This window comes from Promicromonospora sp. NPDC059942, assembly GCF_042731755.1.
Taxonomy (GTDB): Bacteria; Actinomycetota; Actinomycetes; order Actinomycetales; family Cellulomonadaceae; genus Promicromonospora.
Genome location: NZ_JBHWLR010000005.1, coordinates 6,036 through 30,552, shown reverse-complemented (window position 1 = coordinate 30,552; position 24,517 = coordinate 6,036). Strand labels below are relative to the sequence as shown.

The 24,517-nt window shown below is 72.2% G+C and carries 24 protein-coding genes; 10 read left to right on the top strand and 14 right to left on the bottom strand.

All coding sequences use genetic code 11. The annotated features are described in order from the left end of the window. Positions 1 to 80: 80 nt before the first annotated feature. Positions 81 to 1,316 carry a hypothetical protein gene (locus ACFV9Q_RS09440; RefSeq protein WP_377234187.1) on the top strand — a complete coding sequence of 412 codons (1,236 nt, stop codon included), beginning with the start codon at positions 81 to 83 and terminating at the stop codon, positions 1,314 to 1,316. Positions 1,317 to 1,355: 39 nt separating this feature from the next. Here ACFV9Q_RS09440 and ACFV9Q_RS09435 read toward each other — a convergent pair whose 3' ends face one another. The 9 genes from ACFV9Q_RS09435 to ACFV9Q_RS09395 form a co-directional block, all read right to left on the bottom strand. Further along, the gene (locus ACFV9Q_RS09435; protein WP_377234186.1) at positions 1,356 to 1,985 is read right to left on the bottom strand and encodes a hypothetical protein; all 630 of its coding nucleotides are present in this window, start codon (positions 1,983 to 1,985) and stop codon (positions 1,356 to 1,358) included. Between the two features lie 120 nt (positions 1,986 to 2,105). Then, the gene (locus tag ACFV9Q_RS09430; RefSeq protein WP_377234185.1) at positions 2,106 to 2,486 is read right to left on the bottom strand and encodes a hypothetical protein; all 381 of its coding nucleotides are present in this window, start codon (positions 2,484 to 2,486) and stop codon (positions 2,106 to 2,108) included. 155 nt (positions 2,487 to 2,641) lie between these two features. After that, on the bottom strand, positions 2,642 to 2,827 hold the full coding sequence (locus ACFV9Q_RS09425) for a hypothetical protein (RefSeq protein ID WP_377234184.1): 186 nt from the start codon (positions 2,825 to 2,827) through the stop codon (positions 2,642 to 2,644). 209 nt (positions 2,828 to 3,036) lie between these two features. Then, entirely contained in the window at positions 3,037 to 4,461 is a 1,425-nt protein-coding gene (glnA, locus tag ACFV9Q_RS09420; protein ID WP_377227325.1) for a type I glutamate--ammonia ligase, read from the bottom strand. A gap of 318 nt (positions 4,462 to 4,779) precedes the next feature. After that, positions 4,780 to 5,517 (bottom strand): DUF4191 domain-containing protein, encoded by a 738-nt coding sequence (locus tag ACFV9Q_RS09415; protein WP_377229785.1) that lies wholly within the window; start codon positions 5,515 to 5,517, stop codon positions 4,780 to 4,782. Between the two features lie 55 nt (positions 5,518 to 5,572). Continuing rightward, complete coding sequence (gene lipA, locus ACFV9Q_RS09410; RefSeq protein ID WP_377229786.1) at positions 5,573 to 6,574, bottom strand: lipoyl synthase; 1,002 nt, start codon at positions 6,572 to 6,574, stop codon at positions 5,573 to 5,575. Positions 6,575 to 6,665: 91 nt separating this feature from the next. Then, positions 6,666 to 7,358, bottom strand: coding sequence for a lipoyl(octanoyl) transferase LipB (gene lipB, locus ACFV9Q_RS09405; protein WP_377234183.1), 693 nt, complete (start codon positions 7,356 to 7,358; stop codon positions 6,666 to 6,668). A 35-nt stretch (positions 7,359 to 7,393) separates the two neighbouring features. Further along, entirely contained in the window at positions 7,394 to 8,398 is a 1,005-nt protein-coding gene (locus tag ACFV9Q_RS09400; protein ID WP_377234182.1) for a hypothetical protein, read from the bottom strand. A gap of 230 nt (positions 8,399 to 8,628) precedes the next feature. Continuing rightward, complete coding sequence (locus ACFV9Q_RS09395) at positions 8,629 to 9,342, bottom strand: HNH endonuclease family protein (protein WP_377234181.1); 714 nt, start codon at positions 9,340 to 9,342, stop codon at positions 8,629 to 8,631. A gap of 166 nt (positions 9,343 to 9,508) precedes the next feature. On the opposite strand from ACFV9Q_RS09395, the gene ACFV9Q_RS09390 reads away from it, so the two are divergent. Together ACFV9Q_RS09390 and ACFV9Q_RS09385 are read left to right on the top strand one after the other, a co-directional pair. Further along, complete coding sequence (locus ACFV9Q_RS09390) at positions 9,509 to 10,597, top strand: Gfo/Idh/MocA family oxidoreductase (RefSeq protein WP_377229790.1); 1,089 nt, start codon at positions 9,509 to 9,511, stop codon at positions 10,595 to 10,597. A 98-nt stretch (positions 10,598 to 10,695) separates the two neighbouring features. Further along, positions 10,696 to 12,159: a hypothetical protein gene (locus ACFV9Q_RS09385; protein ID WP_377234180.1), complete on the top strand. Its 1,464-nt coding sequence runs from the start codon at positions 10,696 to 10,698 to the stop codon at positions 12,157 to 12,159. Between the two features lie 48 nt (positions 12,160 to 12,207). On the opposite strand, the gene ACFV9Q_RS09380 is transcribed toward ACFV9Q_RS09385, so the two are convergent. The 3 genes from ACFV9Q_RS09380 to lpdA form a co-directional block, all read right to left on the bottom strand. Further along, complete coding sequence (locus ACFV9Q_RS09380) at positions 12,208 to 13,164, bottom strand: TIGR01777 family oxidoreductase (protein WP_377234179.1); 957 nt, start codon at positions 13,162 to 13,164, stop codon at positions 12,208 to 12,210. A gap of 178 nt (positions 13,165 to 13,342) precedes the next feature. Beyond that, entirely contained in the window at positions 13,343 to 15,151 is a 1,809-nt protein-coding gene (gene sucB / locus ACFV9Q_RS09375) for a 2-oxoglutarate dehydrogenase, E2 component, dihydrolipoamide succinyltransferase (protein ID WP_377234178.1), read from the bottom strand. Positions 15,152 to 15,180: 29 nt separating this feature from the next. Continuing rightward, a complete protein-coding gene (gene lpdA, locus ACFV9Q_RS09370; RefSeq protein WP_377229794.1) occupies positions 15,181 to 16,599 on the bottom strand; it encodes a dihydrolipoyl dehydrogenase in 1,419 nt (472 codons plus the stop codon). 255 nt (positions 16,600 to 16,854) lie between these two features. Here lpdA and ACFV9Q_RS09365 point away from each other — a divergent pair, with 255 nt between their 5' ends. Further along, positions 16,855 to 17,205, top strand: coding sequence for an oxidoreductase (locus ACFV9Q_RS09365; RefSeq protein ID WP_377229795.1), 351 nt, complete (start codon positions 16,855 to 16,857; stop codon positions 17,203 to 17,205). On the opposite strand, the gene ACFV9Q_RS09360 is transcribed toward ACFV9Q_RS09365, so the two are convergent. After that, a complete protein-coding gene (locus ACFV9Q_RS09360; RefSeq protein WP_377229796.1) occupies positions 17,206 to 18,777 on the bottom strand; it encodes a leucyl aminopeptidase in 1,572 nt (523 codons plus the stop codon). Between the two features lie 110 nt (positions 18,778 to 18,887). Between ACFV9Q_RS09360 and ACFV9Q_RS09355 the strand changes: the two genes are divergently transcribed. From ACFV9Q_RS09355 to ACFV9Q_RS09340, 4 genes are read left to right on the top strand one after another with little or no spacing between them, the layout of a single operon-like run. Further along, positions 18,888 to 19,247: a hypothetical protein gene (locus ACFV9Q_RS09355; RefSeq protein ID WP_377229797.1), complete on the top strand. Its 360-nt coding sequence runs from the start codon at positions 18,888 to 18,890 to the stop codon at positions 19,245 to 19,247. Continuing rightward, positions 19,247 to 19,681, top strand: a complete 435-nt coding sequence (locus ACFV9Q_RS09350; protein ID WP_377229798.1) for a hypothetical protein — start codon at positions 19,247 to 19,249, stop codon at positions 19,679 to 19,681. Before ACFV9Q_RS09355 ends, ACFV9Q_RS09350 begins: the two co-directional genes overlap by 1 nt. Further along, entirely contained in the window at positions 19,678 to 20,775 is a 1,098-nt protein-coding gene (locus ACFV9Q_RS09345; RefSeq protein WP_377234177.1) for a quinone-dependent dihydroorotate dehydrogenase, read from the top strand. Before ACFV9Q_RS09350 ends, ACFV9Q_RS09345 begins: the two co-directional genes overlap by 4 nt. Then, positions 20,772 to 20,981 (top strand): hypothetical protein, encoded by a 210-nt coding sequence (locus ACFV9Q_RS09340; protein WP_377229800.1) that lies wholly within the window; start codon positions 20,772 to 20,774, stop codon positions 20,979 to 20,981. Before ACFV9Q_RS09345 ends, ACFV9Q_RS09340 begins: the two co-directional genes overlap by 4 nt. 36 nt (positions 20,982 to 21,017) lie before the next feature. On the opposite strand, the gene ACFV9Q_RS09335 is transcribed toward ACFV9Q_RS09340, so the two are convergent. Further along, positions 21,018 to 22,505, bottom strand: a complete 1,488-nt coding sequence (locus tag ACFV9Q_RS09335) for a PLP-dependent aminotransferase family protein (RefSeq protein ID WP_377234176.1) — start codon at positions 22,503 to 22,505, stop codon at positions 21,018 to 21,020. A gap of 62 nt (positions 22,506 to 22,567) precedes the next feature. Between ACFV9Q_RS09335 and ACFV9Q_RS09330 the strand changes: the two genes are divergently transcribed. Further along, positions 22,568 to 23,317, top strand: coding sequence for a YitT family protein (locus tag ACFV9Q_RS09330; protein WP_377234175.1), 750 nt, complete (start codon positions 22,568 to 22,570; stop codon positions 23,315 to 23,317). Between the two features lie 89 nt (positions 23,318 to 23,406). Beyond that, a complete protein-coding gene (locus ACFV9Q_RS09325) occupies positions 23,407 to 24,420 on the top strand; it encodes an aldo/keto reductase family protein (RefSeq protein WP_377229804.1) in 1,014 nt (337 codons plus the stop codon). Positions 24,421 to 24,517: the final 97 nt, after the last annotated feature.

The window sequence follows — 24,517 nt, the reverse complement described above, 5'->3', positions numbered from 1 at the left end:
AGACCGCGCGTACCCCGGCCCCTGGCAGCGACGCCACGGGCCCCGGAGCGGCAGCGGTGGCGCTGACCCCAGGAGGCATCATGCGTCGGACTGCAGCCGCGGCCTCAGCGGCCGGTGTCCTTGCCACGGCGTTGCTCGCCACGGCACTGCTTGCCGAAGCGCCGGCGTCCGCCGCCCCGGGCGACCGGACGTACGAGTGGAGCGGCCCTGAGGGAGAGGTCCACCGGGACGTGGCGGTGTCCGGGTCGGGCCGCGTGTTCAGCGTGAGCCTGCCCGAGCCCGGCGCTCAAGAACGGTCGTGGCTCGAGAACGGCCGCCGGCTCGAGTGGTCGCGTTTCGACGTACCGGCCAGCTCCCAGGGCGGCATGATCGCGGGGCCGGGGAACTACGCGATGGCGGTCACGGGAAGTGTGTCCTGGCTGTTCGACGGGACGGGCTGGGACGGCCCCGTGACGATCACCGCGCAGGAGGTCGCGCGGTCGAAGCTCGTGGGCAACACGGACGGCGACGCCGCCCTGCTGTGGAGCGCCCCGGGCGGCCGGGCGTACCTGAGCCGGCTGGAGCGGGGCGGCTCCTGGGACACACGCCGCGTCCCCTCGGTCCTGGTGGACGCGCCCAGGGATGTGGCCATCAACAGCGCGGGCAAGGTCACCGTGGTCTGGGCGGCGCCGAAGGGGACGACGGCGGAGATCCGTCGGACCGTGATCCAGACCGGGGCGACCACCTGGTCCCCGTCCGTGGCACTCGGCACCGTGGACCACCCCCGGCCGCGGCTCCGGCTCGTGACCGAGGGCGGCGGCCGGGAGACGCTGCTGGCGCGCGACAAGCTGTGGCGCCAGGCGAGCAGCACCACGATGCCGACCTACCAGTTCCGCACGAGCAACCGCGCCGAGCTCGCCGCCGGCGACTCCCTCACGCGGCTGGTCTGGGCCGGGATGGTCGGTGACGAGCACCGGTTCTACACGCGGTCGGCCGGGACGAGCTGGGGGCCTCGAACCCTGGTGTGGGCGAACGCCGGCCCCGGGGACTGCCCCGAGAGTCCCTGGTTCGGCGTCGGCATGGTGCCCAGCGGACGGTCCTACGTCGCGGCCGCGGTCCGTACCGACGTCGGCGAGACGACCGAGGTCTGCGGAGGCCCGTTCGCCACGTTGGTGACTCTCGACCGGTTCGACGGCTATCTGAACAGGGCGGGCCTCGACACCGCACTGCAGACGACGCCGTACCAGATCGTGGGCGGGACGAGCGGCCCGGTCGTGGTGGAGTACGAGCCGGGCAACTGGACGACGGACTGGATGATGCAGTTCTTCGACCGCTGACGGGGCTGCCGGGGGCCGCGTGCCCTCCACCCGAGGCGTTCAGTCGAACGCCGCCACCAGCCGCACGCCGTCGGACCCGAACCTGCCGGCGAGGGCGCGCATGACGGCCAGCACGTGGCCCCACGGGGTGCCGTCACCGAAGTAGGAGCCAAGGGTCATCGGTCGGTACCGATAGGTCGTGCCGTCGTGCTCCCACGTCGCCGTTTCGGCTGGGGTCAGTGCGGTCGACACCGCGGCCGGTCCGGCGAAGTCGATCGCGTCGGGTGTCCAACCACGTGGCAGGAGCATCGTTCGGTACATGGACGAGCCGTCGTTCGACTCCAGGTAGCCGACGACGTGCCCGAACGGTTCTTCCGGGTCGATTGCTGCCAGCTCGTCCCACCCGATCCAGGCGGCGATCAGCTCCCCGGACTCGATGTGGGCCTGCAGGTCATCGCGGAGGGCACCCGAGACGTCGTCGGGCAGGCCGCGCGCCTGCGCCAGCGGCTCGAAGCCATAACTGTTCCGGATGCCGAAGAGGTAGGCGTAGGCCGGATAGCTGCCTGCCGGGCCGTCGTCCTCGAGGAGCGGGTGGAGGTCCATGACCTTGAACCACGGCTCGCCGTCGTACCAGTCGCTGTGCGCACCCGGGTGCCGGGCTTCGATGCCGCCGTAGATGTCGGTGCCCACCCGCGAAGCGTACGCACCGACAAGGTGCTTGACCGCGCCGGTGTTGACCACAGCAGTTGCTGCCACGCGCGGCCCCGGTCCGGCAGCAACCGCTGTGCTGAACCGCGTTGGCCTGCCGGATCAGCGGGAGACCATCGAGAGGTGCTCTATCGGCGGTAGGCCGGTCAGCGGCCGGTCGCCCCAGGTGTGGTAATCGAGGTATGAGAGCCTGCCGTCCCGCACGAACATGATGATCGCGCCGTAGGGCATCCCGTCTACGTCCGTAACCGCCAGCTCTTGGGGGACCAGTCCGTTCGGGAGGTCGGCCCGCGAGATGTCGGGTTCGACGACGTCGACGTCGAAAGAACCGCACCCGCACTGGCACATCGCGACGACCCGAGCGTGCCCCGCCTGGGCGCGGAGCGCAACGGCGCCCGGGAAGTCGCCGTCGAGCAGCATGTCGAGAACCGAGCGCTCGTGCGGCGTCATGGCCCGGGCAGGCAGAGGCGCAGGGTTCTCCACGCCTGAACGATATCGGCCCCGCGCGTCCGCGCGCCGGAAGTCGTCGTCGGCCACAGCAGTTGCTGCCACGCGCGGCCTCCGTCCGGCAGCAACCGCTGTGGTCAACCGCCGTCAGCCGAGCCGATCAGGGCGGCGGCCAGATGTCTTGTGGACCCTCACGGGGGCGGTTCGGTGGTCATCTGACCCAGTCCCTTGGCCAGCGCGCCGATGCTTCGGGCCAGATCAGCGAGCGCTTGCGACGTCGCCTCGTCGGCCCCCGTCAGTCCGGAGAGGCGGCTGTAGGCCTGGCCGGCCCACTCCTCCGCTGATCGGAAACTGCTCATTGCCTCGTCGGTGCTCATAGTTCGACGATGCCACGCCGTCCCGATTCGGCATTCCGGGGCCGGGGTGAACTACCGCGGGCCTGGGGAGGTAGGCCCCTGACCTGGGCAATAACACGAGCTACACCGGAGCACGAGAAACGGCGGCCGACGCCGCACCTCGTCGCGAGACGAAAGTGCAGGTCAGCCGCCGTTTCGGCGACATCTCCAGGCCCTACCGGGCCCAGGGATCAGATGTCGTAGTACAGCTCGAACTCGTGCGGGTGCGGCCGCAGGCGGATCGGGTCGATCTCGTTCTCGCGCTTGTACGCGATCCAGGTCTCGATCAGGTCCTCCGTGAACACGTCACCGGCGGTGAGGTACTCGTGGTCGGCCTCGAGCGCGTCGAGCACGCCACCGAGCGACGTCGGGACCTGGGCGATCTGCGCGTGCTCCTCGGGCGGCAGCTCGTAGAGGTCCTTGTCGACCGGAGCCGGCGGCTCGATGCGGTTCTTGATGCCGTCCAGGCCGGCCATCAGCATCGCGGAGAACGCCAGGTACGGGTTGGACGACGGGTCCGGCGCGCGGAACTCGATGCGCTTGGCCTTCGGCGACGTACCCGTGATCGGGATGCGGATCGAGGCGGAGCGGTTACGAGCCGAGTAGACGAGGTTCACGGGAGCCTCGAAGCCCGGGACCAGGCGGTGGTACGAGTTCACCGACGGGTTGGTGAAGGCCAGCAGCGACGGCGCGTGCTTGAGCAGGCCGCCGATGTACCAGCGAGCCAGGTCGGACAGGCCGCCGTAGCCCTTCTCGTCGTAGAACAGCGGCTCGCCGTTCTTCCAGAGCGACTGGTGCGAGTGCATGCCCGAGCCGTTGTCGCCGAAGATCGGCTTCGGCATGAACGTGGCCGACTTGCCGGCGTCGAAGGCGACGTTCTTGATGACGTACTTGAACTTCATCAGGTCGTCGGCGGCGTGCAGCAGGGAGTTGAACTTGTAGTTGATCTCCTGCTGGCCGGCGGTGCCCACCTCGTGGTGCGCGCGCTCGACGGAGAGGCCGACCTGGCCGAGGGTCTTGACCATGTCGTCGCGCAGGTCCGCGAAGCGGTCGCTCGGGGAGGTGGGGAAGTAGCCGCCCTTGTAGCGGGTCTTGTACCCGAGGTTGCCACCCTCCTCCTCGCGGCCGGTGTTCCACGCGGCCTCGACGGAGTCGATGGAGTAGTAGCTCTCGTTCGACGCGGTCTTGAAGCGCACGTCGTCGAAGACGTAGAACTCGGCCTCGGCACCGAAGAAGACGGTGTCGGCGATGCCGGTCGACTTGAGGTAGGCCTCGGCCTTGGCCGCGATGTTGCGCGGGTCGCGGGCGTAGGCGTCACCCGTGAACGGGTCCACGATCGAGAAGTTCACGATCAGGGTCTTGGCCTTGCGGAACGGGTCGATGTACGCCGTCGCGATGTCCGGCACGAGCTTCATGTCGGACTCGTGGATCGCCTGGAAACCGCGGATCGACGAGCCGTCGAACATGAGGCCCTCGCTGAAGGCGTCCTCGTCGAACTGCTCGACCGGGATGTTGAAGTGCTGAGTGACACCCGGCAGGTCGATGAACCGGACGTCGACGAACTCCACCCCCTCGTTGCGGGTGAAGGCAATCGCCTCCTCGGCGTTGTTGAACATCTGCGCTCCTTGCTCGCTCGATAAGTCCAGGGGGAGTCCGTCGCACGACGCCGAACGGCTGGGCAGGCTTGCACGCGGATCGCCACGAACCTAAGGGCAGGTGGTTTCTCTCGGGTTACTGATTGTTGCCGGAGTGTTTCTCGCGCCTCTCGACCGTGTAACCGTGGGGAGATGTGCTGGTGGTAGCTCCGGCAGCGTTATCACAGCGTGCCAGAACTCACATGCCGCGGCCCGGCGGCGTCCGTCCATCGGACGGCCGCCGGGTACGCAAAAAGGGCGCCTCCCGTACGGGAGGCGCCCCCTTCGAGGTCAGACCGGTCAGCGACCGCGCATGCCCTTGCGGTCGGGACGGGCCCGGGTCGGGTCGATGCCCTTGGGGATCGGCAGCTTCATGCCGCCGATGGCCTTCAGGCGCTTGCTGATCTCGGCCACCTCGGCCCGGGTCAGCGTCGACTTGAGCCGGGTGACGGCGCGCGCGACCTTGGTCAGCGGCACCTGGCCCTCGCCGTCGCCGCACTGGATCACGGTGACCGGCACGTTGGACAGGATGCGGCTGACCTTCTTGCGCTCCTGGTCCAGCAGCCGCGTCACGCGGTGCGACGGGCCCTCGGAGACCAGCACGACGCCGGCCCGGCCCACACCGCGGAACACGAAGTCCTGGTTGCGGGCGTCGACAGCGACGGGCTCGTCCTCGAACGTCCAGCCGCCGCGCACGGTGCCGAGCGCGGCGCGAGCCGCGCCCGGCTGACCGGCGATCTGCGTGTAGGCGGCCTTCTCCGCGCTGCGCGACAGCACGAACATCGCCGCCAGCACGCCGAACGGCACGCCGATGACGAGCGCGTAGACCCACGGGCCCGCGAGCACACCGATGAGCAGCGCCACCGCCACCACACCGACGAACGCGGCGAGCATCCACCAGGTGACGAGCGGGTTCTGCTTGCGGGTCATCTGGTAGACGTCCCACAGCTGGTGATACCAGCGGCGCTTCTTGGGCTTCTTCTGCTTGGTGACGGACGCGTCGTCGCGCGCTTCGCCTCCGGACGAGGTTCGGGCCATGGTCATCGATTCTAGTGCGCTACGAGGGGTCGGCGTGCCGAGCCGGCGGGCCGGGTCAGCGCGCCAGCAGGCTCGCCGCCTCCTGACGGGACGTGGTGGGCTGTGCGAGGTGCGAGAGCGCCTCGGGGATCGCGCGGCCGTGCTTGGTCATCGCCTGGCCCCACAGGCGGCCCGCGCGGTACGACGAGCGCACCAGCGGCCCGGCCATGACGCCGAGGAAGCCGATCTGCTCCGCCGTCTCGGAGAGCTCCACGAACTCCTCCGGCCGCACCCAGCGGTCCACCGGGTGGTGGCGCAGCGACGGGCGCAGGTACTGCGTGATCGTGATGATGTCGCAACCGGCGTCGTGCAGGTCCTGCAGCGCCTGCTTGACCTCGTCGATCGTCTCGCCCATGCCGAGGATCAGGTTGGACTTGGTGACCAGGCCGGCGTCGCGGGCCCGGGTGATGACCGAGAGCGACCGCTCGTAGGTGAACGCCGGGCGGATCTGCTTGAAGATGCGCGGCACGGTCTCGACGTTGTGCGCGAGCACCTCGGGGCGCGACTCGTTGACGGCGTCGAGCAGCTCGGGGATGGCGTTGAAGTCCGGGATCAGCAGCTCGACGCCGGTGCCGGGGTTCAGCGCGTGGATCTGGCGGACGGTCTCCGCGTAGAGCCAGGCGCCACCGTCGGCCAGGTCGTCGCGGGCGACGCCGGTGACGGTCGAGTACTTCAGGCCCATGGTCCGCACGGACTCCGCGACCCGGCGCGGCTCGTCCTTGTCGAAGTCGGCGGGCTTGCCCGTGTCGATCTGGCAGAAGTCGCAGCGGCGCGTGCACTGGTCACCGCCGATGAGGAAGGTGGCCTCGCGGTCCTCCCAGCACTCGAAGATGTTGGGACAGCCGGCCTCCTCGCAGACCGTGTGCAGGCCCTCGCCCTTCACGAGCGATTTCATGTCGCGGTACTCGGGTCCCATCACCGCCCGGGTCTTGATCCACTCGGGCTTCTTCTCGATGGGCGTGGCCGAGTTGCGCGCTTCGATGCGCAACATGCGTCGGCCTTCAGGTGCGATGGTCACGCAGATCCCTCCCAGGTCAGCGGGTTGGCCCAGCCTAAGCCTCGGGCGACCGCCGTCGCGCGGCCGTCGCGGGGGCGGCACGTGGCGTTCGTCACGCTGTCGCGGCGACGGCCTCGGACGGCGCGGAGTCCCGCGCGAGCAGCGGCGAGAGGCGCTCGATCAGGGCCGCCTCCAGCAGGGGCCGGACCTCGTCGACGGTGACCCGTCGGCCGGCCTCGGCGGTCAGCGAGGTGACGTCGGCGTCCTCCGCCGGGATGCCGCACGGCACGATGTGGTCGAACGCGGCCAGGTCGGCGTCGCAGTTCAGGGCCAGGCCGTGCATGGTCACGCCCTTGGCGACCCGCGCCCCGATGGCGCACACCTTGCGTTCGAGCCGGGGGCTCGCCACGTCGGGGGAGTCGGCGGCGACCCAGACGCCGGAGCGGCCCTCGACCCGCATGGTCTCCACGCCGAACGCGGCGCACACGTCCATCACCGCCTGCTCCAGCGTGCGGACGTACTCGACGACGTCGAACGGCTTGGCCAGCTTGATGATCGGGTAGGCCACGATCTGGCCCGGCCCGTGCCACGTGATCTTGCCGCCGCGGTCGACCTTGATGACCTCGGTGCCGTCGGTCGGGTACTCGTCGCGGTGCGTGCGCGCGCCCGCCGTGTACACGGACTCGTGCTCCAGGAAGAAGACGGTGTCGGCCAGGTCCTCCGCGCGGACGCCCTCGTGGGTGCGTCGCTGCAGGTCCCAGCCCTCGTGGTACTCGACGTGCCCGGTGAGGTGTCGGATGTCCATGGCCGCAAGCCTAGACCCGCCCCGTCGGGCGGGTTTCAGTCCAGGTGGACCGGAGACAGAGGGGGCCCAGGGTTCGGGGTGCGGCCGCCCAGGTCCTTCAGGTGGGCGGCGACGACCGCCCCGATGCCTCCCGGCTGGTCGTTGTCGGCCGGCTTGAAACGCAGCAGCACGATCCTTCCGGTCGTGAGCAGGCGGTTCTGCCGGGGTGCGTCCTTGACCAGCGCCTCCGGTGTGGAGTGCGGTCCGACGCCGTCCACCTCCACCACGAGCCAGCGCCCGTCGCGCAGCTGCCAGCCGAGATCGCACCGGCCCAGGAACTTCCCGTTCTTGCGGAACTCCACCTGGACGCGGTCTGGGGGCACGCCGTTGTCGATGCACGAGAGGCGGGTACGGGTCTCGGCGGGGGACTCGTCACCGCGGTTCGCGAGGCCGAGCCGGCGCACGGCCTCCACGGCTCCGCGCCGCCCGCGCAGCAACCGTTCGACCTGGGCCGGCCCGGCCTCGGCCTCGCCGAGCAGGCCCTTGTGCAGGGCGCTGCTGACCACGGCGACGGCGTCGTCCCGCGACAGGTCGGGGAGGGCCTGGGCCAGCGCGTGCTCGATCTTCGCGATGCGCCAGGCGCCGTGGATCTGGGACGCGAAGCTCCCGTACTGCCGCACGATCACGCCGTCCCGCCCCTGGTGCCGGATGCCCCGGGGGAACGAGACCTCGGGGTCGATACGCCGGGGCAGCCCGGCGACGCCGTGCAGGGCGAGCGCGGCGCACCCGACCGCGGCCGTTCCGGGCCAGACGAGCAGGCCCTTCACCGCGGACCGGCGACGGAGGTGGTCGAAGTAGTCGTCCCGGACCAGCGTGGCCGGCGGAGCGGGGTCGGTGTCGACGACCCGACCGCCCTCCCGGCGCCAGGCGCCGTGATCGACGAGCCGGGCGATCCGCCGACGGTCGACGCCCGCGGCGTAGCACTGTCGCACGGAGACGAGGCCCTCCTGGCGGGCGGCGAGAACCTCCAGCACCTGGGGGACCGCGGTGAGTGAACGCATGTGGGGATCAGATCACCGCGGAGCCCGCCGTCGACGGCCAGCGGGCCGAGTCTGTGCACAACCCCGCCGACCACCACGCTGTGGTCGCGCTACCTCTCCGATGCTGCGGTCCTCAGGTTCTGTCGGCCAACGCTGCTGAGTGGGATTCAGCAGGCTGGGGACGACTGCATGTGGTCCGGTAGTGGTCGTCGATCTCCTGCTGAACCAAAGTCAGCAAGGACCAGCTCGGGTCAGGACGCCGGGAGGGTTTCCGCCGGGCAGCTCGTCAGGACGTCCTCCATGGCGTCGTGCTCGGCGGGCGTGACCCACAGCTCGTACTTGGTCTTGACGGCGATCTGCCGGGCCACGTACTCGCACCGGTAGGCCTGGTTGTCCGGCAGCCACTCGGAGGCGTCCTTGGCGCCCTTGCCCATGTTGGCGGGACCGTCCGAGGCGACGAGGTTGAGCGGATCGTTCGCGATGGAGACGCGCTTGTCCTTGTCCCAGTCGGCCGCGCCCGTGGTCCACGCGTTCATCAGCGCGACGACGTGGTCGATCTGCACGGCGCCGGAGTTCTCGCCGCGCTCGAACTCGATGGTCTCGCCCGTGTACGGGTCGTCGAGCGTGCCGGAGGCCACCTGGCACGAGTCGCCGTCGGTGAGCACGAAGTCGTCGAGGTCGCGCTGGAGCATGTCGTTGCGGGTGTCGCAGCCGTTGTCGTCGGCGTCCTGCCAGGCGCTGCCGAAGTCGGACTCGCGGTCGTAGCCGTCCTTGGTGGCGGCGTCCTGCACCGGCAGCGTGTCCAGCGCCGCGAGGGCCGAGCCCTGCGCGCCCTCGGCGGGGGCGACGTCGTCGCCCAGGGACTTGACGACGAAGTTGCCGGCGAGCACCAGCGCCGCGACGGCGATGAGCACGAGCTGCAGGGTCTTGCGGGTCTGGCTGGACTTCTTGGCTGTGGCGGACACGAGCCCCTCAATCTGTCGGCCGTTGGTCCGGACCGCAGATGGCCGGACAAAGTCTAAGAACGTGCGAAACGTACCTCTTGCCCCAGTCTGCCAGAGTTGTGTTACGGGGATTAAGCGGCTGACCAGTAATCTCGCGTCGCTGCGTCCCGCGGGGCACGATGGGGCCATGGCACTTCGGATCGGGATTGTCGGCTACGGCGGCGCGGGCAGGCAAATTCACGCTCGGCTGGCGCGAGCTGCGGGTATGTCGGTAACGGCGGTCGTCGCGCGCGACTCCGGACGGCGCGTCCAGGCGGCCGGTGACTGGCCCGGCGCGCGGCTCTTCAACGACCTGCCCTCGATGCTGGCCGAGCCAGGTCTCTACGACCTGGTCGTCATCGCCAGCCCCTCGTCCCTGCACGCCGAGCACGCGAACGCCGTCTCCGTGGCGGGCAAGCCCTTCGTGCTGGACAAGCCCATCGCGACCACGGCGGCCGAGGCCCGCCGGGTGGTGGCTGCGGCGTCGTCGTCGGGCACGCCGTTCACCGTGTTCCACAACCGGCGCTGGGACCCGGAGCAGCTCACGCTCAAGGCCCTCCTGGACCGGGGCGACCTCGGCAAGGTGCACACCTTCGAGCGGCACTGGGAGCGCTGGCGGCCCAAGCCCCAGCAGCGGTGGAAGGAGAACGACGTCGTGGGCGGCGGGCTGCTGCTCGACCTCGGCCCGCACCTCGTGGACTCCGCCACCCAGCTGTTCGGGCCCGTGGTCTCGGTGTACGCCGAGACCCGCTCGCTCTCGACGCCCACCGAGGACGACGTGTTCCTCGTGCTGCACCACGCCGCGCCGGGCACCCGGCCGGGTGTGGTCCCGGGGCGCGCCGCGGCCGCCGACGTCCTGTTCGGCGTGGAGCCGCCCGCCAAGGGCGTGGTCTCGCGGCTCTGGGCGGGCTCCCTGGTCGGGGCGCCCGGCCCGCGTACGCGCGTGCTGGGGGACGGCGGCGCGTACCTGGTCAACTCGTTCGAGGGCGACGCCTCGCCCTTCGACGTGCTCGACGACGACCAGCCCGAGGGCACCCACGGCTGGCTCACGCGCGGCCGCGAGCGGACCGCCGTGCCGCAGCCCCGCGGCGGGCACGGCGACTTCTACTCCGCGGTGGCCGAGTGGCTCGCCGGCGAGGCCGACGTACCCGTCGATCCCGCCGACGCCGTCCGGACCGCGGAGGTCCTGGACGCCGCACGGGTCTCGGCCAAGGAGGGGCGGCTCGTCGACGTGTGATTCCCTGCGTGTACCCAGGAGTTCACCCACAGGGCGTCGAATTCGGCAAATCCTGTGGATAAAGAGCGGGCTCCGATTCACGGAGTTCTCATGATCGGGTGCACTACATCGAATCCGCGGAACTGGTCCGCGTAGCCGTCCCCTCCGAGGCCGCGGCACGGGAACTTCTGGTGCGCCGCCTGGACACCCTCGCGACACTGGACCACCCACATCTCGTGCCGCTCATCGCCATCTCGCCGAACGGCCCGGACAACCTCGACGTCCGGCTGTCGCGGACGGGCGCCGTCGACCTGCCGACCGCCGTCGGCTCGCGCGGCCCCCTGACCGCCGCCGAGGGCGCCGGGATCACCGTCGCCATCGCGCAGGCGCTCGCCGCGCTGCACAGCGTGGGCCTGGTCCACGGCGGCGTGCGGCCCACCGACGTGCTGCTGCGCAGCGACGGCAGCGCCGTGCTGCGCCCGCGCGTCACGCTGCCGGACCACAGCGACGACCCGGTCGACGTCACCTCGCTGGCCACGCTCGTCGAGTCGGTGCTGGGCTTCCCCGGCCCGAGCCTGGACTCCAAGGCCGACCAGGCGCTGCGGGCCGTCCTGTCCCGCGCCCGGGCCGAGGACCCGCGCGACCGGCCAGAGCCGGGCACGCTCGCGGCGCTCGCGAACGACGCCGTCAAGCCCGTGCCGGTGCGGCTCCCGGACGCCTCCGCCCTCGTCTCGGCCGCCATCAGCGGTCCCGTGCCCATCGCCGGTCACGTGCCGCTGGGCGCGCACACGCCGTCGGCGTGGCGCTCCGCCGCCAAGACGCTGACGGGGTCCATCGCCGCGGTCGACGCCCGCTCCTGGACGCCCGGCGCGCGGCGCCGGGCGACGATGCCCGTCTCGGGCCGGGCCGCCGGCGCGCGACCGGGCGCGCAGGCCGCCGAGCCGCGCTTCACCGCGGGCTCCGTGCTCGCGACGGTCATGATCGCCGCCGGCGTGGTCACGGGGATCACGGCTGGGGCCATCGCCCTGCCCGAGGCATTCGGCGGCGAGGAGCCCGCCGTCGCGGCGCCCTCGCCCGAGGCCTCCGGCCCCGTCTGGGGCGGCATCAACCCGGTGAGCAACGCCAAGGACCCGGCGGGTGCCGCGGTCGAGCTCACCGAGCGCCGCCTCGCGCTGCTTGCGGGCGCCATCTCGGACATCAGCACGGTCAACCTGGAGGGCTCGCCGGCCTACCTGGCCGACCAGCAGATCCTCGACGAGCTCAAGCAGCACCGGTCGCAGGTGGTCGGCGCGTCCGCCGAGGTGGAGTCCATCGAGGTCGTGACGCAGGGCCCCGGCGCCGCGTCGGCCGTGCAGAGCGCGACCACGGCGTCGCGCAAGACGGTCCAGACGTCGGACGGCGCCGAGAGCCAGTCGTCCGGCAAGAAGGTACCGATCGAGGCGATCGTGCGGATCCAGTACACGATCACGGCGCACCGGCAGGTGTCCGCGGACGGCGAGACGGCAGTGCCCGCGTCGAAGGAGTCCGCCGACCTGACCCTGGTCTGGACGCCGCTCGGGTGGCGGGTCAGCGAGGTCCGCTGACCCGTCCCCGGCCTGGCCGGTCCGGCCCACCTTGCGTGCCGGACCGGCTCAGTGCCCGACGACCCAGCGCGCCGCCTCCTCGGGGGCGGCGTGTGTCCAGGTGAAGCCGGTGCGGCTCAGCACCGCGGGGACCACCCGCTGGGAGGCCACGAGGTCGCCGGCGAACTGCCCGAGCGCGATCCGCAGGGCGAACGTGGGCACCTTCAGGGCCGCCGGCCGGTAGAGGGCCTGGGCGAGCGCCCGGGTCAGGTCCCGGTTCGTGGTGGGCTCGGGCGCCACGGCGTTGACGGGGCCGCGCACGTCCGCGCCGATGACGTGGCGGATCGCCGCGACCTCGTCGGTGAGCGTGATCCAGCTCCACCACTGCCGGCCGCTGCCGAGCGGCCCGCCGACGCCGAGGCGCAGGAGCGGCAGCAGCCTGCCGAGCGCCCCGCCCGACGGCGCGAGCACGATGCCGCTGCGCAGCCAGACGACGCGGGCCCCGGCGTCGGCCGCGGGCGCGGTGGCGCTCTCCCAGGCCTTGACCAGGCCCGCGAGGAAGTCGTCCCCGCGTTCCGACGCCTCGGTCAGGACCTCGTCCCCGCGGTCCCCGTACGCCCCGACCGCCGACGCGTTGACCAGCACCGGCGGGTCGTCCAGGCGCGCGATCGTGCGGGCCAGCAGGCTCGTGGTCGTGGTGCGCGAGCCCAGGAGCTTCTGCTTGTACGCCGGGGTCCAGCGGTGGTCGCCGATCCCGGCCCCGGCCAGGTTCACGACGGCGTCCGCGCCGTCCACCGCGGCCGGGTCGAGCTCGCCGGTGCGCGGGTCCCACGGCACGTGCCGGACGTCGGACGGCCCGGCCGTTTCCGCTGCGCCTGACGACTGGGCGGCACCGGACGACTCGGCAACGCCGGACGACTCGCTCCCGCGCCGCACCAGCCGACGCACGCCGTGCCCCCGGGCGACGAGGTCCGCGACCAGCGCGGAGCCGATGAGGCCGTGCGACCCGGCCACGACTACGTCCATGCCGCGAATCTAGCCTGCCCGACGGCGCCGCACCGACACGGCGCCGGCGCAGCCCGCTGGGGCATCAAGGCAGGGCACAGACGGCTGTGGCCGGTCCCGAACCCGGAACCGGCCACCACCCGCTGCTGCTGGGTCGACATCAGGTGCGTGAGCTACCCGGCCGACCCGTTGGTCCTCGTCAGAGACCGACCTCGGCCTCGAACGCGCCCTCCTCGATCCGGTTCTTGATCGCGGTGAGGAAGCGCGCGGCGTCCGCACCGTCGACCAGGCGGTGGTCGTAGGACAGGAAGATGTAGGCCATCGAGCGCACCGCGATGCTCTCGTTGCCCTCGGCGTCGGTCACCACGACCGGGCGCTTGGTGATGGTGCCGGTGCCCAGGATCGCGGCGTGGCCCAGCGGGACGATCGGGGTGTCGATGAGCGACCCGCCCGAGCCCGTGTTGGTGATGTTGAACGTCCCGCCCGAGAGCTCGTCCGGCGTCACCTTGTTGGCCCGGGTGCGCGCACCCAGGTCCTGGATCTGCCGGGCGATGCCCGCCAGGTTCAGGTCGCCCGCGTTCTTGATGACCGGGACCACGAGGCCACGCTCGGTGTCGACGGCGATGCCGACGTTCTCCGAGCCGTGGTAGGTGATCTCGCCCTTCTCGGTGTCGATCGTGGCGTTGATCTTCGGGTACGCCTTGAGCGCCTCGACGGCGGCCAGCGTGAAGAACGGCAGGAAGGTCAGCTTGGCGCCCTCGCGCGCGGCGAACGACTCCTTGGCCTTGGCCCGGAGCTTCGCGACGCGGGTGACGTCGACCTCCAGGACCGTGGTCAGCTGGGCCTGCGACTGGACCGCCTCGAGCATGCGCTCGGCGACGATCTTGCGCAGGCGCGACATCTTCTCCGTGGTGCCGCGCAGCGGCGACACCTCGAGCTTGGTCGTGACCGGAGCCTTCGCGGCGGGTGCGGCAGCGGCGGCGGGCGCCGGGGCGGCCTTGGCCTCGGCTGCGGCGAGCACGTCCTCCTTGCGGATGCGGCCACCGACGCCGGTGCCCTTCACCTCGGCGACGTCGACGCCCTTCTCCGCGGCGAGCTTGCGCACGAGCGGGGTCAGGTACGAGCCGATGGTGCGACCACCGGCGGCGGCCGGAGCGGCGGCGGCGGGGGCCGGAGCGGCAGGCGCCGGAGCGGCAGGCGCCGGAGCAGCCGCAGCCGGAGCCGGAGCGGCCGGCGCAGGGGCCGGAGCCGGAGCGGGCGCCGGAGCAGCAGGGGCCGGAGCCGGGGCGGCAGGAGCAGCGGCCGGAGCGGCAGCAGCGGCCGGGGCCGGGGCAGCGGCGGCCGGAGCAGCAGCCGGAGCGGCGGCGCCGGAACCGACGCGGGCCAGGATGGCGCCGACCTCGACGGTCTCGTCCTCCTTGACCAGGATCTCCTGGAGCGTCCCCGCGACGGGCGACGGGATCTCGGTGTCGACCTTGTCGGTCGAGACCTCGAGCAGCGGCTCGTCGACGGCGACGTCGTCACCGACCTCCTTGAGCCAGCGCGTCACCGTGCCCTCGGTGACCGACTCGCCCAGCGCGGGCAGCGGCACGTCGGTGCCACTACCGGCCGGAGCCGGAGCGGGAGCCTCGGCCGGAGCCTCGGCAGGGGCGGCGGGCGCGGGTGCCTCGGCGGGAGCGGCCTCGGCCGGCTCAGGCGTCGCCTCGGGCGCGGGGGCCTCCGCTGCGGCGGGCTCGGCGGCGGGCGCCGCCGGGGCGGCACCGGAACCGGAGCCGTCGCCGATGACGGCGAGGGTGGCGCCGACCTCCACGGTGTCGTCCTCCTGGACGAGGATCTGCTCGAGCACGCCGGCGATCGGCGACGGGATCTCGGTGTCGACCTTGTCGGTCGACACCTCGAGCAGCGGCTCGTCGACGGCGACCTCGTCGCCGACAGCCTTGAGCCAGCGGGTGACAGTGCCCTCGGTGACGGATTCGCCGAGGGCCGGCAGCTGCACGTTCTCAGACATGACCTGTGGGGTCTCCTTTGTCGTTATGGTCAGTTGTGGGCGTGCAGAGGCTTGCCGGCCAGTGCCATGTGTGCCTCTCCGAGTGCCTCGTTCTGGGTGGGATGTGCGTGGACGAGCGAGGCGACGTCCTCAGGGAACGCCTCCCAGCCGACGATGAGCTGGCCCTCGCCGATCAGCTCGCCCACACGCGAGCCGATCAGGTGCATACCGACCACGGGTCCGTCCTTGCGGCGCACCAGCTTGGCGAAGCCCTGGGTACCCAGGATCTTGCTCTTGCCGTTGCCCGCCAGGTTGTACTCGATGGTCTCCACCCCGTCCGGGCCGTACAGCTCGGCGGCCCGCGCCTCGGTGACGCCGACCGACGCCACCTCCGGCTCGCAGTAGGTGACCCGCGGGATCGTCGCCTCGTCGATCGGTGCGGGCGACCTGCCCGCGATCTGCTCGGCCACGAAGATGCCCTGCGCGAACCCGCGGTGGGCAAGCTGCAGGCCGGGCACGATGTCGCCGACGGCCCAGACCTGCCCGCCGGCCGGCGTGGTGACGCCGGTGCGGAGCAGCTCGTCGGTCAGCACGAACCCGCGGTCGACGCGCACACCGGCGGCCTCGTAGCCGAGGTCGGCGGTCCGCGCCCCGCGCCCGACGGCGACGAGCAGCAGCTCGGCGTCGAACGTGGTGCCCGACTCCAGCTCGACCTGGACGCCGTCGTCGGACTGCTTGGCCTGGGCGAAGCGCTCGCCCAGGGAGAACTTGATGCCACGCTTGCGGAACGCGCGCTCCAGCGCCTTCGAGAGAGCGACGTCCTCGTTGGGGACGAGGTGGGGCAGCGCCTCGACGATCTGCACGTCGGCGCCGAAGGACTTCCAGACGCTGGCGAACTCCACGCCGATCACGCCGCCGCCGAGCACGACCACGGACTTCGGCACGGTGTCGAGCGTGAGCGCCTGGTCGGAGGTGAGGACGCGGCCGCCGAGCTCCAGGCCGGGCAGCGTCTTCGCGTACGAGCCGGTCGCGAGCACCACGTGGGTGCCGGTGACGCTGCTCGTCGCGCCGTCCGCGGCGGTGACCTCGACGACGCCGGGGGAGGCGAGCGTGCCGTGCCCCTCGACGACGGTGATCTTCCGCGAGGCGATCAGCCCCTGCAGGCCCTTGTACAGGCCGGCGACCACGGAGTCCTTGTAGGCGAGCACGCCGGGCATGTCGATGCCGTCCAGCGAGGTGCGCACACCGAACTGCGCGCCGTGTGCGGCGGCGTCGGCCACCTCGGCGGCGTGGAGCAGGGCCTTGGTGGGGACGCAGCCCACGTGCAGGCAGGTCCCGCCGAGCTTGCCCTCCTCCACGAGGGCCACGCTCAGGCCAAGCTGTGCCGAGCGGAGCGCGGTGGCGTAGCCGCCGCTTCCCCCGCCGAGCACGACGACGTCGAACGTGGTCGAGCTGTCCTGCGTAGGCACGTGCTGGCTCCTCGTTGACTCTGCGGAGGTGACCGCGTTGGCTGCGTCGGCTGCGTGGGTTGTCGCCGCATGCCATCTTGACACTTCAGCGGGCGTGGCCCCAATCGTGTACCGGGCTTGTCGGGTGTGACCGTGGCGACATTGACGCTCCGGGCGGCCCTGTGACAGGACGGCCCGCGAGCAGAAGGTGCGAGTTTCCTGCGATGTGCGTGGAGATGCCTAGGACAGCGCAGGTCTCGCTAGTACCCTCGGTGCATGCCTCGCCAGTCCCGTAGCTCGCTCGCGCGCTTCTTCCAGCGACGCTCCGCACCCGGTAGCGCCGCGCGTCCCACCGGTAACGACGCGCGCCGCCAGACCCTGGCGCACCTCGGTGAGTTCATCGCTTCGCGCGTCGGGGTCGAGGCCTACGTGGAGCCCCCGACCACCGACATCCCCAGCACCATCCTGCTCGTGGCGAGCACCGGTGAGTGGACGCGCCGCCGGGTGCCCGACGAGCGCACCGCGTTCGACATCGCGAACCAGCTCGGGGTGCCGGTGTACAACGTGCGGTTCACCGGCTACCCCCAGCGGATGCGCGACTGGAACAGCGCCCAGCGCAGGAAGTAGCTACTTCGCGGCGGCCCGGCCCTCGACGAAGCCCAGGAGGGTGCGGACGCCGACGCCGGTGCCGCCACCGGACGTGTAGCCGTGCGCGCCGCCCTCGTTGAAGGCAGGCCCGGCGATGTCGAGGTGCGCCCACGGGTGGTCGCCCACGAAGGTCTGCAGGAACAGGCCGGCGTTGAGCATGCCGCCCCAGCGCGGGCCGGAGTTGGCGACGTCGGCCACCTTGGACTTGATGTTGGCCTTGAGCTCCTCCGGGAGCGGCATGGGCCAGAACAGTTCGCCCGAGGCGTCGGCGGCGGCCTTGACCTCGTCGCGCACCTCGTCGGTGCCCATGACGGCGGACGTGCGGCTGCCGAGCGCGACCATCTGGGCGCCGGTGAGCGTCGCGATGTCGAGCACGACGTCGTGGCCGTCCTCGATGGCCGAGACGAGGCCGTCGGCCATGACGATGCGGCCCTCGGCGTCGGTGTTGAGCACCTCGACGGTCTTGCCGCCGTAGATCGTGATGACGTCGGCGGGGCGCTGCGCGTTGCCGCCCGGCATGTTCTCGGCGAGGCAGAGGTAGCCGGTCACGGCGACCGGGAGGTTCAGCTTCGCGGCGGCGATCACCGTGGACAGCACGGCGGCGGCGCCGGCCATGTCGGACTTCATGGCCTCCATGCCGGCGGCCGGCTTGATCGAGATGCCGCCCGAGTCGAACGTGATGCCCTTGCCCACGAGCGCGACCTTCGCGTCCGGCTTGGCCGGCGTGTAGGCGACCTTGACCAGGCGCGGGCCGCGCGACGAGCCCTGCCCCACGGCCGTGAGGCCGCCGTAGCCGCCCGACGCGAGCTGTTTGTCGTCCAGCACCGTCACCCGGACGTGCTTCACGTCCTTGGCCGCGGCCTTCGCCGCGTCGGCGAACGTGGCTGGGTACAGCTCATTGGGCGCGGTGTTGACCAGGTCGCGGGTGGCGTGGACCGCGGCGGCGAGGATCTCGGCGCGCTCGGCGGCCAGCTTGGCCTTCGCGTTCTTGTGCAGCGGGGTGAGGATCTCGATCGCGGCGACCGGGTCCTTGCCGTTCTTCGCGGCGTCCTTGCCGGTGGCCTTGGCGTCCTTGGTGCCGTTCCCGGTGGACTTGGCGGCGTCCTTCGCGGAGGCCTTGCCGGCCGTGCGGTACCGGTTGAAGGCGTAGGCCCCCAGCAGCGCGCCCTCGGTGACGGCGGTGATCTCGGCGTCGTCGGACGCCGGCAGGGCGATCGCGGCGGACTTGAGGCCCGCCAGCTCGCGCGTCGCGGCGCCCGCCGCGCGGCGCAGCGTCTCGGCGGCGAACGTGCCGTCCTCGGCGCGCTCACCCAGGCCCGTCAGGACGAGGACGTCGGCGGCGAGCTTGTCGCCGGCCGGGATCTTGCGCACCTCGTCGCGGGCGCCCGTGACGCCGAGCTGCGGGGCGAGCGTCTCGAGCTGCGTCAGGAGGTCCGTGGGGAGCTGGTCGGACACGACGGCTACGCCGTCCGACGTCTGGGCGGTCGCCACCACGAGCGCTTCGGCCTTCACGGCGGTGGGATTCTTGCTGGAGAGGGTCACGTCGGTCACGCAGCCGATCGTATCCCGGGCCTCCGACAGCCGGGCCGGGCCTCATCGAGGCGCAGGTCACGCACGATCCGATTGCCGCCCCACAGGGAGCGCCCGGTAGTCTGCAGGACGTGATCCCTGCCCTCCTGCTCCTCGTGGTCGCGCTCTGCGTGGTCCTGGCCGGGTGGGCCGGCTGGTTCGTCGCCCGCGACCGCGCGGTCATCCTGAACCAGCTCTGGGGCGGTGCCGTCATCGAGTTCCTGCTGCTCGTGCAGGGCGTCGTCGCCATCGTGCAGGGTGCGGGCGGGGGCGGTGCGAGCGACCCGGTGCTGTTCTGGGGCTACTTCGCCACGACCCTGGTGATCCTGCCCGTGGCCGCCGCGTGGGCCTTCGCCGAGCGCACGAAGTGGAGCTCGGTGGTGCTGCTCGTGGCCTCGCTGACGGTGGCCTTCCTGGAGTGGCGCATGTGGCAGATCTGGACGGGGGCCTGATGACGATGGCGGAACGGAAAGCCGCGCGACGGACCGGGCGGGGCTTCGGCCGCGTCCTGGTGACCATCTACGGGATCCTGGCGTTCGCCGCCATCGGCCGCTCGTCCTACGAGCTCGTCGTGAAGTTCGGCGAGGCGCCCGTGGCCTACACGCTCTCCACGCTCGCCGCGGCGGTGTACGTGGTCGCGACGTTCGCGCTCGCGATCGGCACCCCCGCCTGGCGCGTGACCGCGTGGATCACCGTCGGGATCGAGGCGGTCGGCGTGGTCACGATCGGGGCGCTGTCGCTCGCCGACCCGGACGTGTTCGGCGAGTCGACCGTCTGGTCCGGATTCGGCCAGGGCTACGGTTACGTGCCCCTGGTCCTGCCCTTCGTGGGCCTGTGGTGGCTGTGGCGGACGTCGCGCAGCACGTCCGAGGAGAGGACTGCATGAGCTGGCCGTACTCGTTGTTGTTCAACGGTGTCTTCCGCCGGATGGACCCGGAGCGTGCGCACGAGATCGCGTTCTCGCTGATCGAGCGGGCCGGGAGGGTGCCGGTCCTGCGGGACGTCGCGCAGGGCGCGCTCGCCCCGTACCTGGGCCAGCGCGCCGGCGGACCGGGCAGCGTGCGCCTCTTCGGCCGCGTGGTGCCCGCGCCGTTCGGCCTGGCCGGCGGGTTCGACAAGAACGCGCGCGCCGTCCGGGGCCTGACGATGCTCGGCTTCGGGTTCGTCGAGATCGGCACCGTGACCGCCCGCCCGCAGCCCGGCAACGAGAAGCCGCGCATGTGGCGCGAGCTGGACGTGCGGGGCGTGCGCAACCGGATGGGCTTCAACAACGAGGGTGCGGCCGCCGCCGCGGACCGGCTGCGCGCGCTGCGCCGCACCGCCGCGGGCCGGGCGATCGTCGTCGGCGCCAACATCGGCAAGTCCAAGGTGACGCCGCCCGAGTTCGCCGCCGCCGACTACGCGACGTCGGCCCGACTGCTGGCCCCCTGGGCCGACTACCTCGTGGTCAACGTGTCGTCCCCGAACACCCCGGGGCTGCGCGACCTGCAGGCGACGGAGTCGCTGCGGCCCATCCTGGAGGCGGTCCGCGCCGCCGCCGACGAGGCCACGACCGGCACGGCCGCGGGCAAGGGCACGGGCCGCCGGATCCCGCTCCTGGTGAAGATCGCCCCCGACCTCGCGAACGAGGACGTCGACGCCGTCGCCGACCTCGTGCTGGAGCTGGGGCTGGACGGCGTGGTCGCCGTCAACACGACCATCGGCCACGACCGCGGCCCGGGCGGGCTGTCCGGCCCGCCGCTGCTCGGCCGCGGCATCGAGGTGGTCGCGCGCCTGCGCGAGCGGCTCGGCACGGGCCCCGTCATCATCGGCGTGGGTGGCATCACCCGGGCCGACGACGTCCGCGCGTACCTGCGCGCCGGCGCCGACCTGACCCAGGGGTACACGTCGTTCGTCTACGAGGGGCCGCTGTGGGCGTCGGAGATCAACCGCGCCCTGACCAGGTCGGCCGGCTCGACGGCTAGTGGGAGGTACGAGTGATCCGTCCGCAGTGGGAGTGGGCCCTGGACGACGCCGAGGGGCGTCGCCTGACCGAGCCCGTCACGCCCGTCTTCACGGCCCAGTACGACGCCGAGCAGTGGCTCGGTGAGCACTGGCGCGAGCTGGCCGCGGCCGGCGCCGTGCTGGCGAGCCTGCTGCACGACGGCACGCAGGCCGCGCCCGGCGTGGAGCTGCGGGTCCCCTAGGCGCTGTCGGTACCCGGGGTCACCGCAACCCCCGGGTCACCGCCGCGACCTGCCGGACGGCACCACCCGGCTCCAGGCCCGGGCGAGCCGCGGCACGGCGTCCGCCAGCTCGGCCGGGGACCGCGTGAAGGTGAGCCGCACGCGGGACGCGGAGCCGGTGCTCTCGGGGCTGAAGATCGGCCCGGCGGCCACGAGCGCGCCCTCCGCGGCGGCCGCGGCGGCGAACGCCTGCGCGACCGGCCGCCCCAGGTCGACCCAGCAGAACAGCCCGCCCTGCGGCGTCGGCACGTCCCAGGAGGGGAACGCCTCCCGGAGCCGGTGGACCAGGAGGTCGCGCCGCTCGCGCAGCATCCGGCGCCGGCCCGCCATGACCGCCTCGTGGCGCCCGAGCAGCTCCACCACGGCGAGCTGCTCCAGCACGGCCGTCGCGATGTCCGCCGACTGCCGCGCCCGCGCGAGGTGCGAGATCACCTGCGGGTGCGCCCGGACCCAGCCGACGCGCAGCCCGCCCCAGAACGCCTTCGACGCCGACCCCACCGTCACCACGTGCGGCGACGTCCCGTCCCCGGCGAACGCGGGCGGCATCTCGATGTCCGACAGGTTGAGCTCGACGAGGGTCTCGTCACCCACGACCGTGACGCCGTACCGGTCGGCGATCTCCCGGACCGCCGCGCGCTCGCCCGCGGACATCACGAACGCCGTCGGGTTCTGGAAGTCCGGCACGAGGTACACCAGCCGCGGCTGGGCGCGGCGCACCGTGGAGGCCAGCAGGTCGACGTCGAGCGGCCCCGTGGGCACGCCGACCACCCGGCCCCCGGCGTCGCGCATCGACTCCATGGCGTGGAAGTAGGTCGGCGACTCCACGACCGCCCGGTCGCCCGGGTGCAGGTGGGTGTTCGCCAGCAGCGCGATCGCCTGCTGGGCGCCGGTGGTCACCAGGATCTCGTCGGCGGTGGTCGGCACGCCGCGCTCGCGGTAGCGGGCGGCGACGGCCTCGCGCAGCGGCGTCAGGCCGTGCGGCTCGTACCCGCCCGAGTCGAGGTACGCGGGCAGGCGCTCCAGGGCCCGCGCGAAGGCCTCGTGCAGCTCCGGCGGCGCGGGCGGGGTCGCCTGCCACAGGTCCAGGTGCCCGACGCCGTGCGGCACGCCCCCGGGCGTCACGGCCCGCAGGGCGTCGTCGGCCACCGGGGCGTCGCCGCCCGCCGGCCTGCCGGGGGCAGGATCGGCGCTGCGCTGCGGCAGCGTGGCGACCGTCCCCGAACCGACGCGGCTGACCGCGAAGCCCAGCTCGCGCAGCCTCGCGTACGCGCCCGACGTCGTGGTGCGCGACACCTTGAGCGTCGCCGCGAGCTCCCGTTCGCTGGGCAGGCGGGTGTTGGGGGCGAGCGTGCCGGACAGGACGGCGGCGCGCAGGGCGTCGGCGAGGGCCACGTAGGCGGGCCCGCCCGCGTGCCACGAGCCGAGCAGGCGGGCGGTCGTGGCGGGGGAGAGCTGGCGCAGCACGGTCGGGGTCGCAGCGGACATAGGGGCCACTCTTGCGCGATTGGCCCTGGATGACAAGGCCAATGGGCCCGCACCATGGGCACATGACGACGACCACCGGCCGCCCGGCCGAGCCTGCCCCCGAGACCGCGGCCGTGCCCGCGCCCCTGCCCGAGTCCCTGCCCCAGCCCCTGCCCGCGTCCGCTGCGACCGACACCGCGATCGCTGCTACCGCGCCCGGCGCCCCCGTCCTGATGCACCCGGTGCGCCGCGGCGTCCAGCTCCTGCTCGGGCTCGTGGGCTTCGGCGTCGCGACCGCGCTGATGCTCCACTCGGGCCAGGGCGCCATGCCGTGGGCCGTGCTGGACCAGGGCATCGTGGACCGGACCGGGCTGGCGTACGGCTGGGTGGTACTCGGGGTCGGGCTGCTGGTGATGCTCGCGTGGATCCCGCTGCGCCAGAGGCCGGGGATCGGCACGATCGCCAACATCATCGTGATCAGCCTCGTCATCGACCCCTCGCTGTGGGTGCTCGAACGGCTGCTGCCCGAGCCGGCGCTCGCGACCGGGATCGCGCTGGCGCTGGGCGGCACGGTGCTGCTCGGGGTGAGCACCGCGGCCTACGTCGGGGCCCGGCTCGGGCCGGGGCCGCGCGACGGCCTGATGACCGGCATCGTGCAGCGCACGGGCTGGCCCGTCTGGATGGTGAAGACCGTCATCGAGGTCACGGTGGTCGTGGTCGGGGTGCTGCTGGGCGGCACGTTCGGGTGGGCCACCGTGGTGTTCGCCTTCGGGGTGGGCCCGGTGGTGCAGGTCGCCGCGCGCTGGCTCGCGCCGCGCGGTCTTGTGGGGTGATCAGCTCGATCGGCTCCCAGGGCGGACGTGGCCATTCCAGTGCGCGAAAGTGGGTCAAAGCGATTCGATCGCTGTCATAGGCTGATGCCATGGTCAACTACCGGTACCTCGGCAACAGTGGTCTCAAGATCTCGGAGATCACGTACGGCAACTGGCTCACCCACGCCTCGCAGGTGGAGAACGACGTCGCGACGGCGTGCGTCCGCGCGGCCCTCGACGCCGGCATCACCACCTTCGACACCGCGGACGCGTACGCCAACACGGCCGCGGAGCAGGTGCTCGGCGACGCGCTGCAGGGCGAGCGGCGCGAGTCCCTGGAGATCTTCACCAAGGTGTACTGGCCCACCGGGCCCAAGGGTCCCAACGACACGGGTCTGTCCCGCAAGCACATCCTGGAGTCGATCAACGGCTCCCTGACGCGCCTCGGCACCGACTACGTCGACCTCTACCAGGCGCACCGCTTCGACGTGGAGACGCCGCTGGAGGAGACGATGCAGGCGTTCGCCGACGTCGTCCGCCAGGGCAAGGCCCTCTACATCGGCGTCTCCGAGTGGACCGCCGACCAGATCCGCGCCGGTGCCGCGCTCGCCAAGGAGCTCGGCTTCCAGCTCATCTCCTCGCAGCCCCAGTACTCGATGCTGTGGCGCGTCATCGAGGACGAGGTCGTGCCCGCCTCGAAGGAGGTCGGTGTCTCGCAGATCGTGTGGTCGCCGATGGCGCAGGGCGTGCTCTCCGGCAAGTACCTGCCGGGCCAGGCCGCCCCGGCCGGCTCGCGGGCCACGGACCAGAAGGGCGGCGCGCAGACGATCAGCCGCTTCATGAGCGACGAGACCCTGACGGCCGTGCAGAACCTCAAGCCGGTCGCCGACGAGCTGGGCCTGTCCATGGCGCAGCTCGCCGTGGCCTGGGTGCTGCAGAACGACAACGTGGCCGCCGCACTGGTGGGCGCGTCCCGCCCCGAGCAGGTCGCGGAGAACGTCAAGGCGTCGGGCGTGACCATCCCGGCCGAGCTGCTCAAGCAGATCGACGAGGCCCTGGACGGCGTCGTCGAGCGCGACCCGGCCAAGACCCTCGAGGGCATGCCGAAGAAGCGCCCGGCCTGACCTTCGGCTCCCGGAGCCGAAAGACCTGTGGCGGGGGGGGAGGAGGGGGGGTGGGTCCTATGAGAGGGTTTCTGTTTGTGAGTCGGGCGTTCCTGGG

Coding starts and splice junctions, on each gene's coding strand:
- ACFV9Q_RS09335 (WP_377234176.1), bottom strand. CDS start 22,505: ATGTCCGCTGCGACCCCGACCGTGCTGCGCCAGCTCTCCCCCGCCACG.
- ACFV9Q_RS09345 (WP_377234177.1), top strand. CDS start 19,678: ATGAGCTGGCCGTACTCGTTGTTGTTCAACGGTGTCTTCCGCCGGATG.
- ACFV9Q_RS09330 (WP_377234175.1), top strand. CDS start 22,568: ATGACGACGACCACCGGCCGCCCGGCCGAGCCTGCCCCCGAGACCGCG.
- ACFV9Q_RS09365 (WP_377229795.1), top strand. CDS start 16,855: ATGCCTCGCCAGTCCCGTAGCTCGCTCGCGCGCTTCTTCCAGCGACGC.
- ACFV9Q_RS09380 (WP_377234179.1), bottom strand. CDS start 13,164: ATGGACGTAGTCGTGGCCGGGTCGCACGGCCTCATCGGCTCCGCGCTG.
- ACFV9Q_RS09400 (WP_377234182.1), bottom strand. CDS start 8,398: ATGCGTTCACTCACCGCGGTCCCCCAGGTGCTGGAGGTTCTCGCCGCC.
- ACFV9Q_RS09325 (WP_377229804.1), top strand. CDS start 23,407: ATGGTCAACTACCGGTACCTCGGCAACAGTGGTCTCAAGATCTCGGAG.
- sucB (WP_377234178.1), bottom strand. CDS start 15,151: ATGTCTGAGAACGTGCAGCTGCCGGCCCTCGGCGAATCCGTCACCGAG.
- ACFV9Q_RS09350 (WP_377229798.1), top strand. CDS start 19,247: ATGACGATGGCGGAACGGAAAGCCGCGCGACGGACCGGGCGGGGCTTC.
- ACFV9Q_RS09425 (WP_377234184.1), bottom strand. CDS start 2,827: ATGAGCACCGACGAGGCAATGAGCAGTTTCCGATCAGCGGAGGAGTGG.
- ACFV9Q_RS09415 (WP_377229785.1), bottom strand. CDS start 5,517: ATGGCCCGAACCTCGTCCGGAGGCGAAGCGCGCGACGACGCGTCCGTC.
- ACFV9Q_RS09440 (WP_377234187.1), top strand. CDS start 81: ATGCGTCGGACTGCAGCCGCGGCCTCAGCGGCCGGTGTCCTTGCCACG.
- glnA (WP_377227325.1), bottom strand. CDS start 4,461: ATGTTCAACAACGCCGAGGAGGCGATTGCCTTCACCCGCAACGAGGGG.
- ACFV9Q_RS09390 (WP_377229790.1), top strand. CDS start 9,509: ATGGCACTTCGGATCGGGATTGTCGGCTACGGCGGCGCGGGCAGGCAA.
- lipB (WP_377234183.1), bottom strand. CDS start 7,358: ATGGACATCCGACACCTCACCGGGCACGTCGAGTACCACGAGGGCTGG.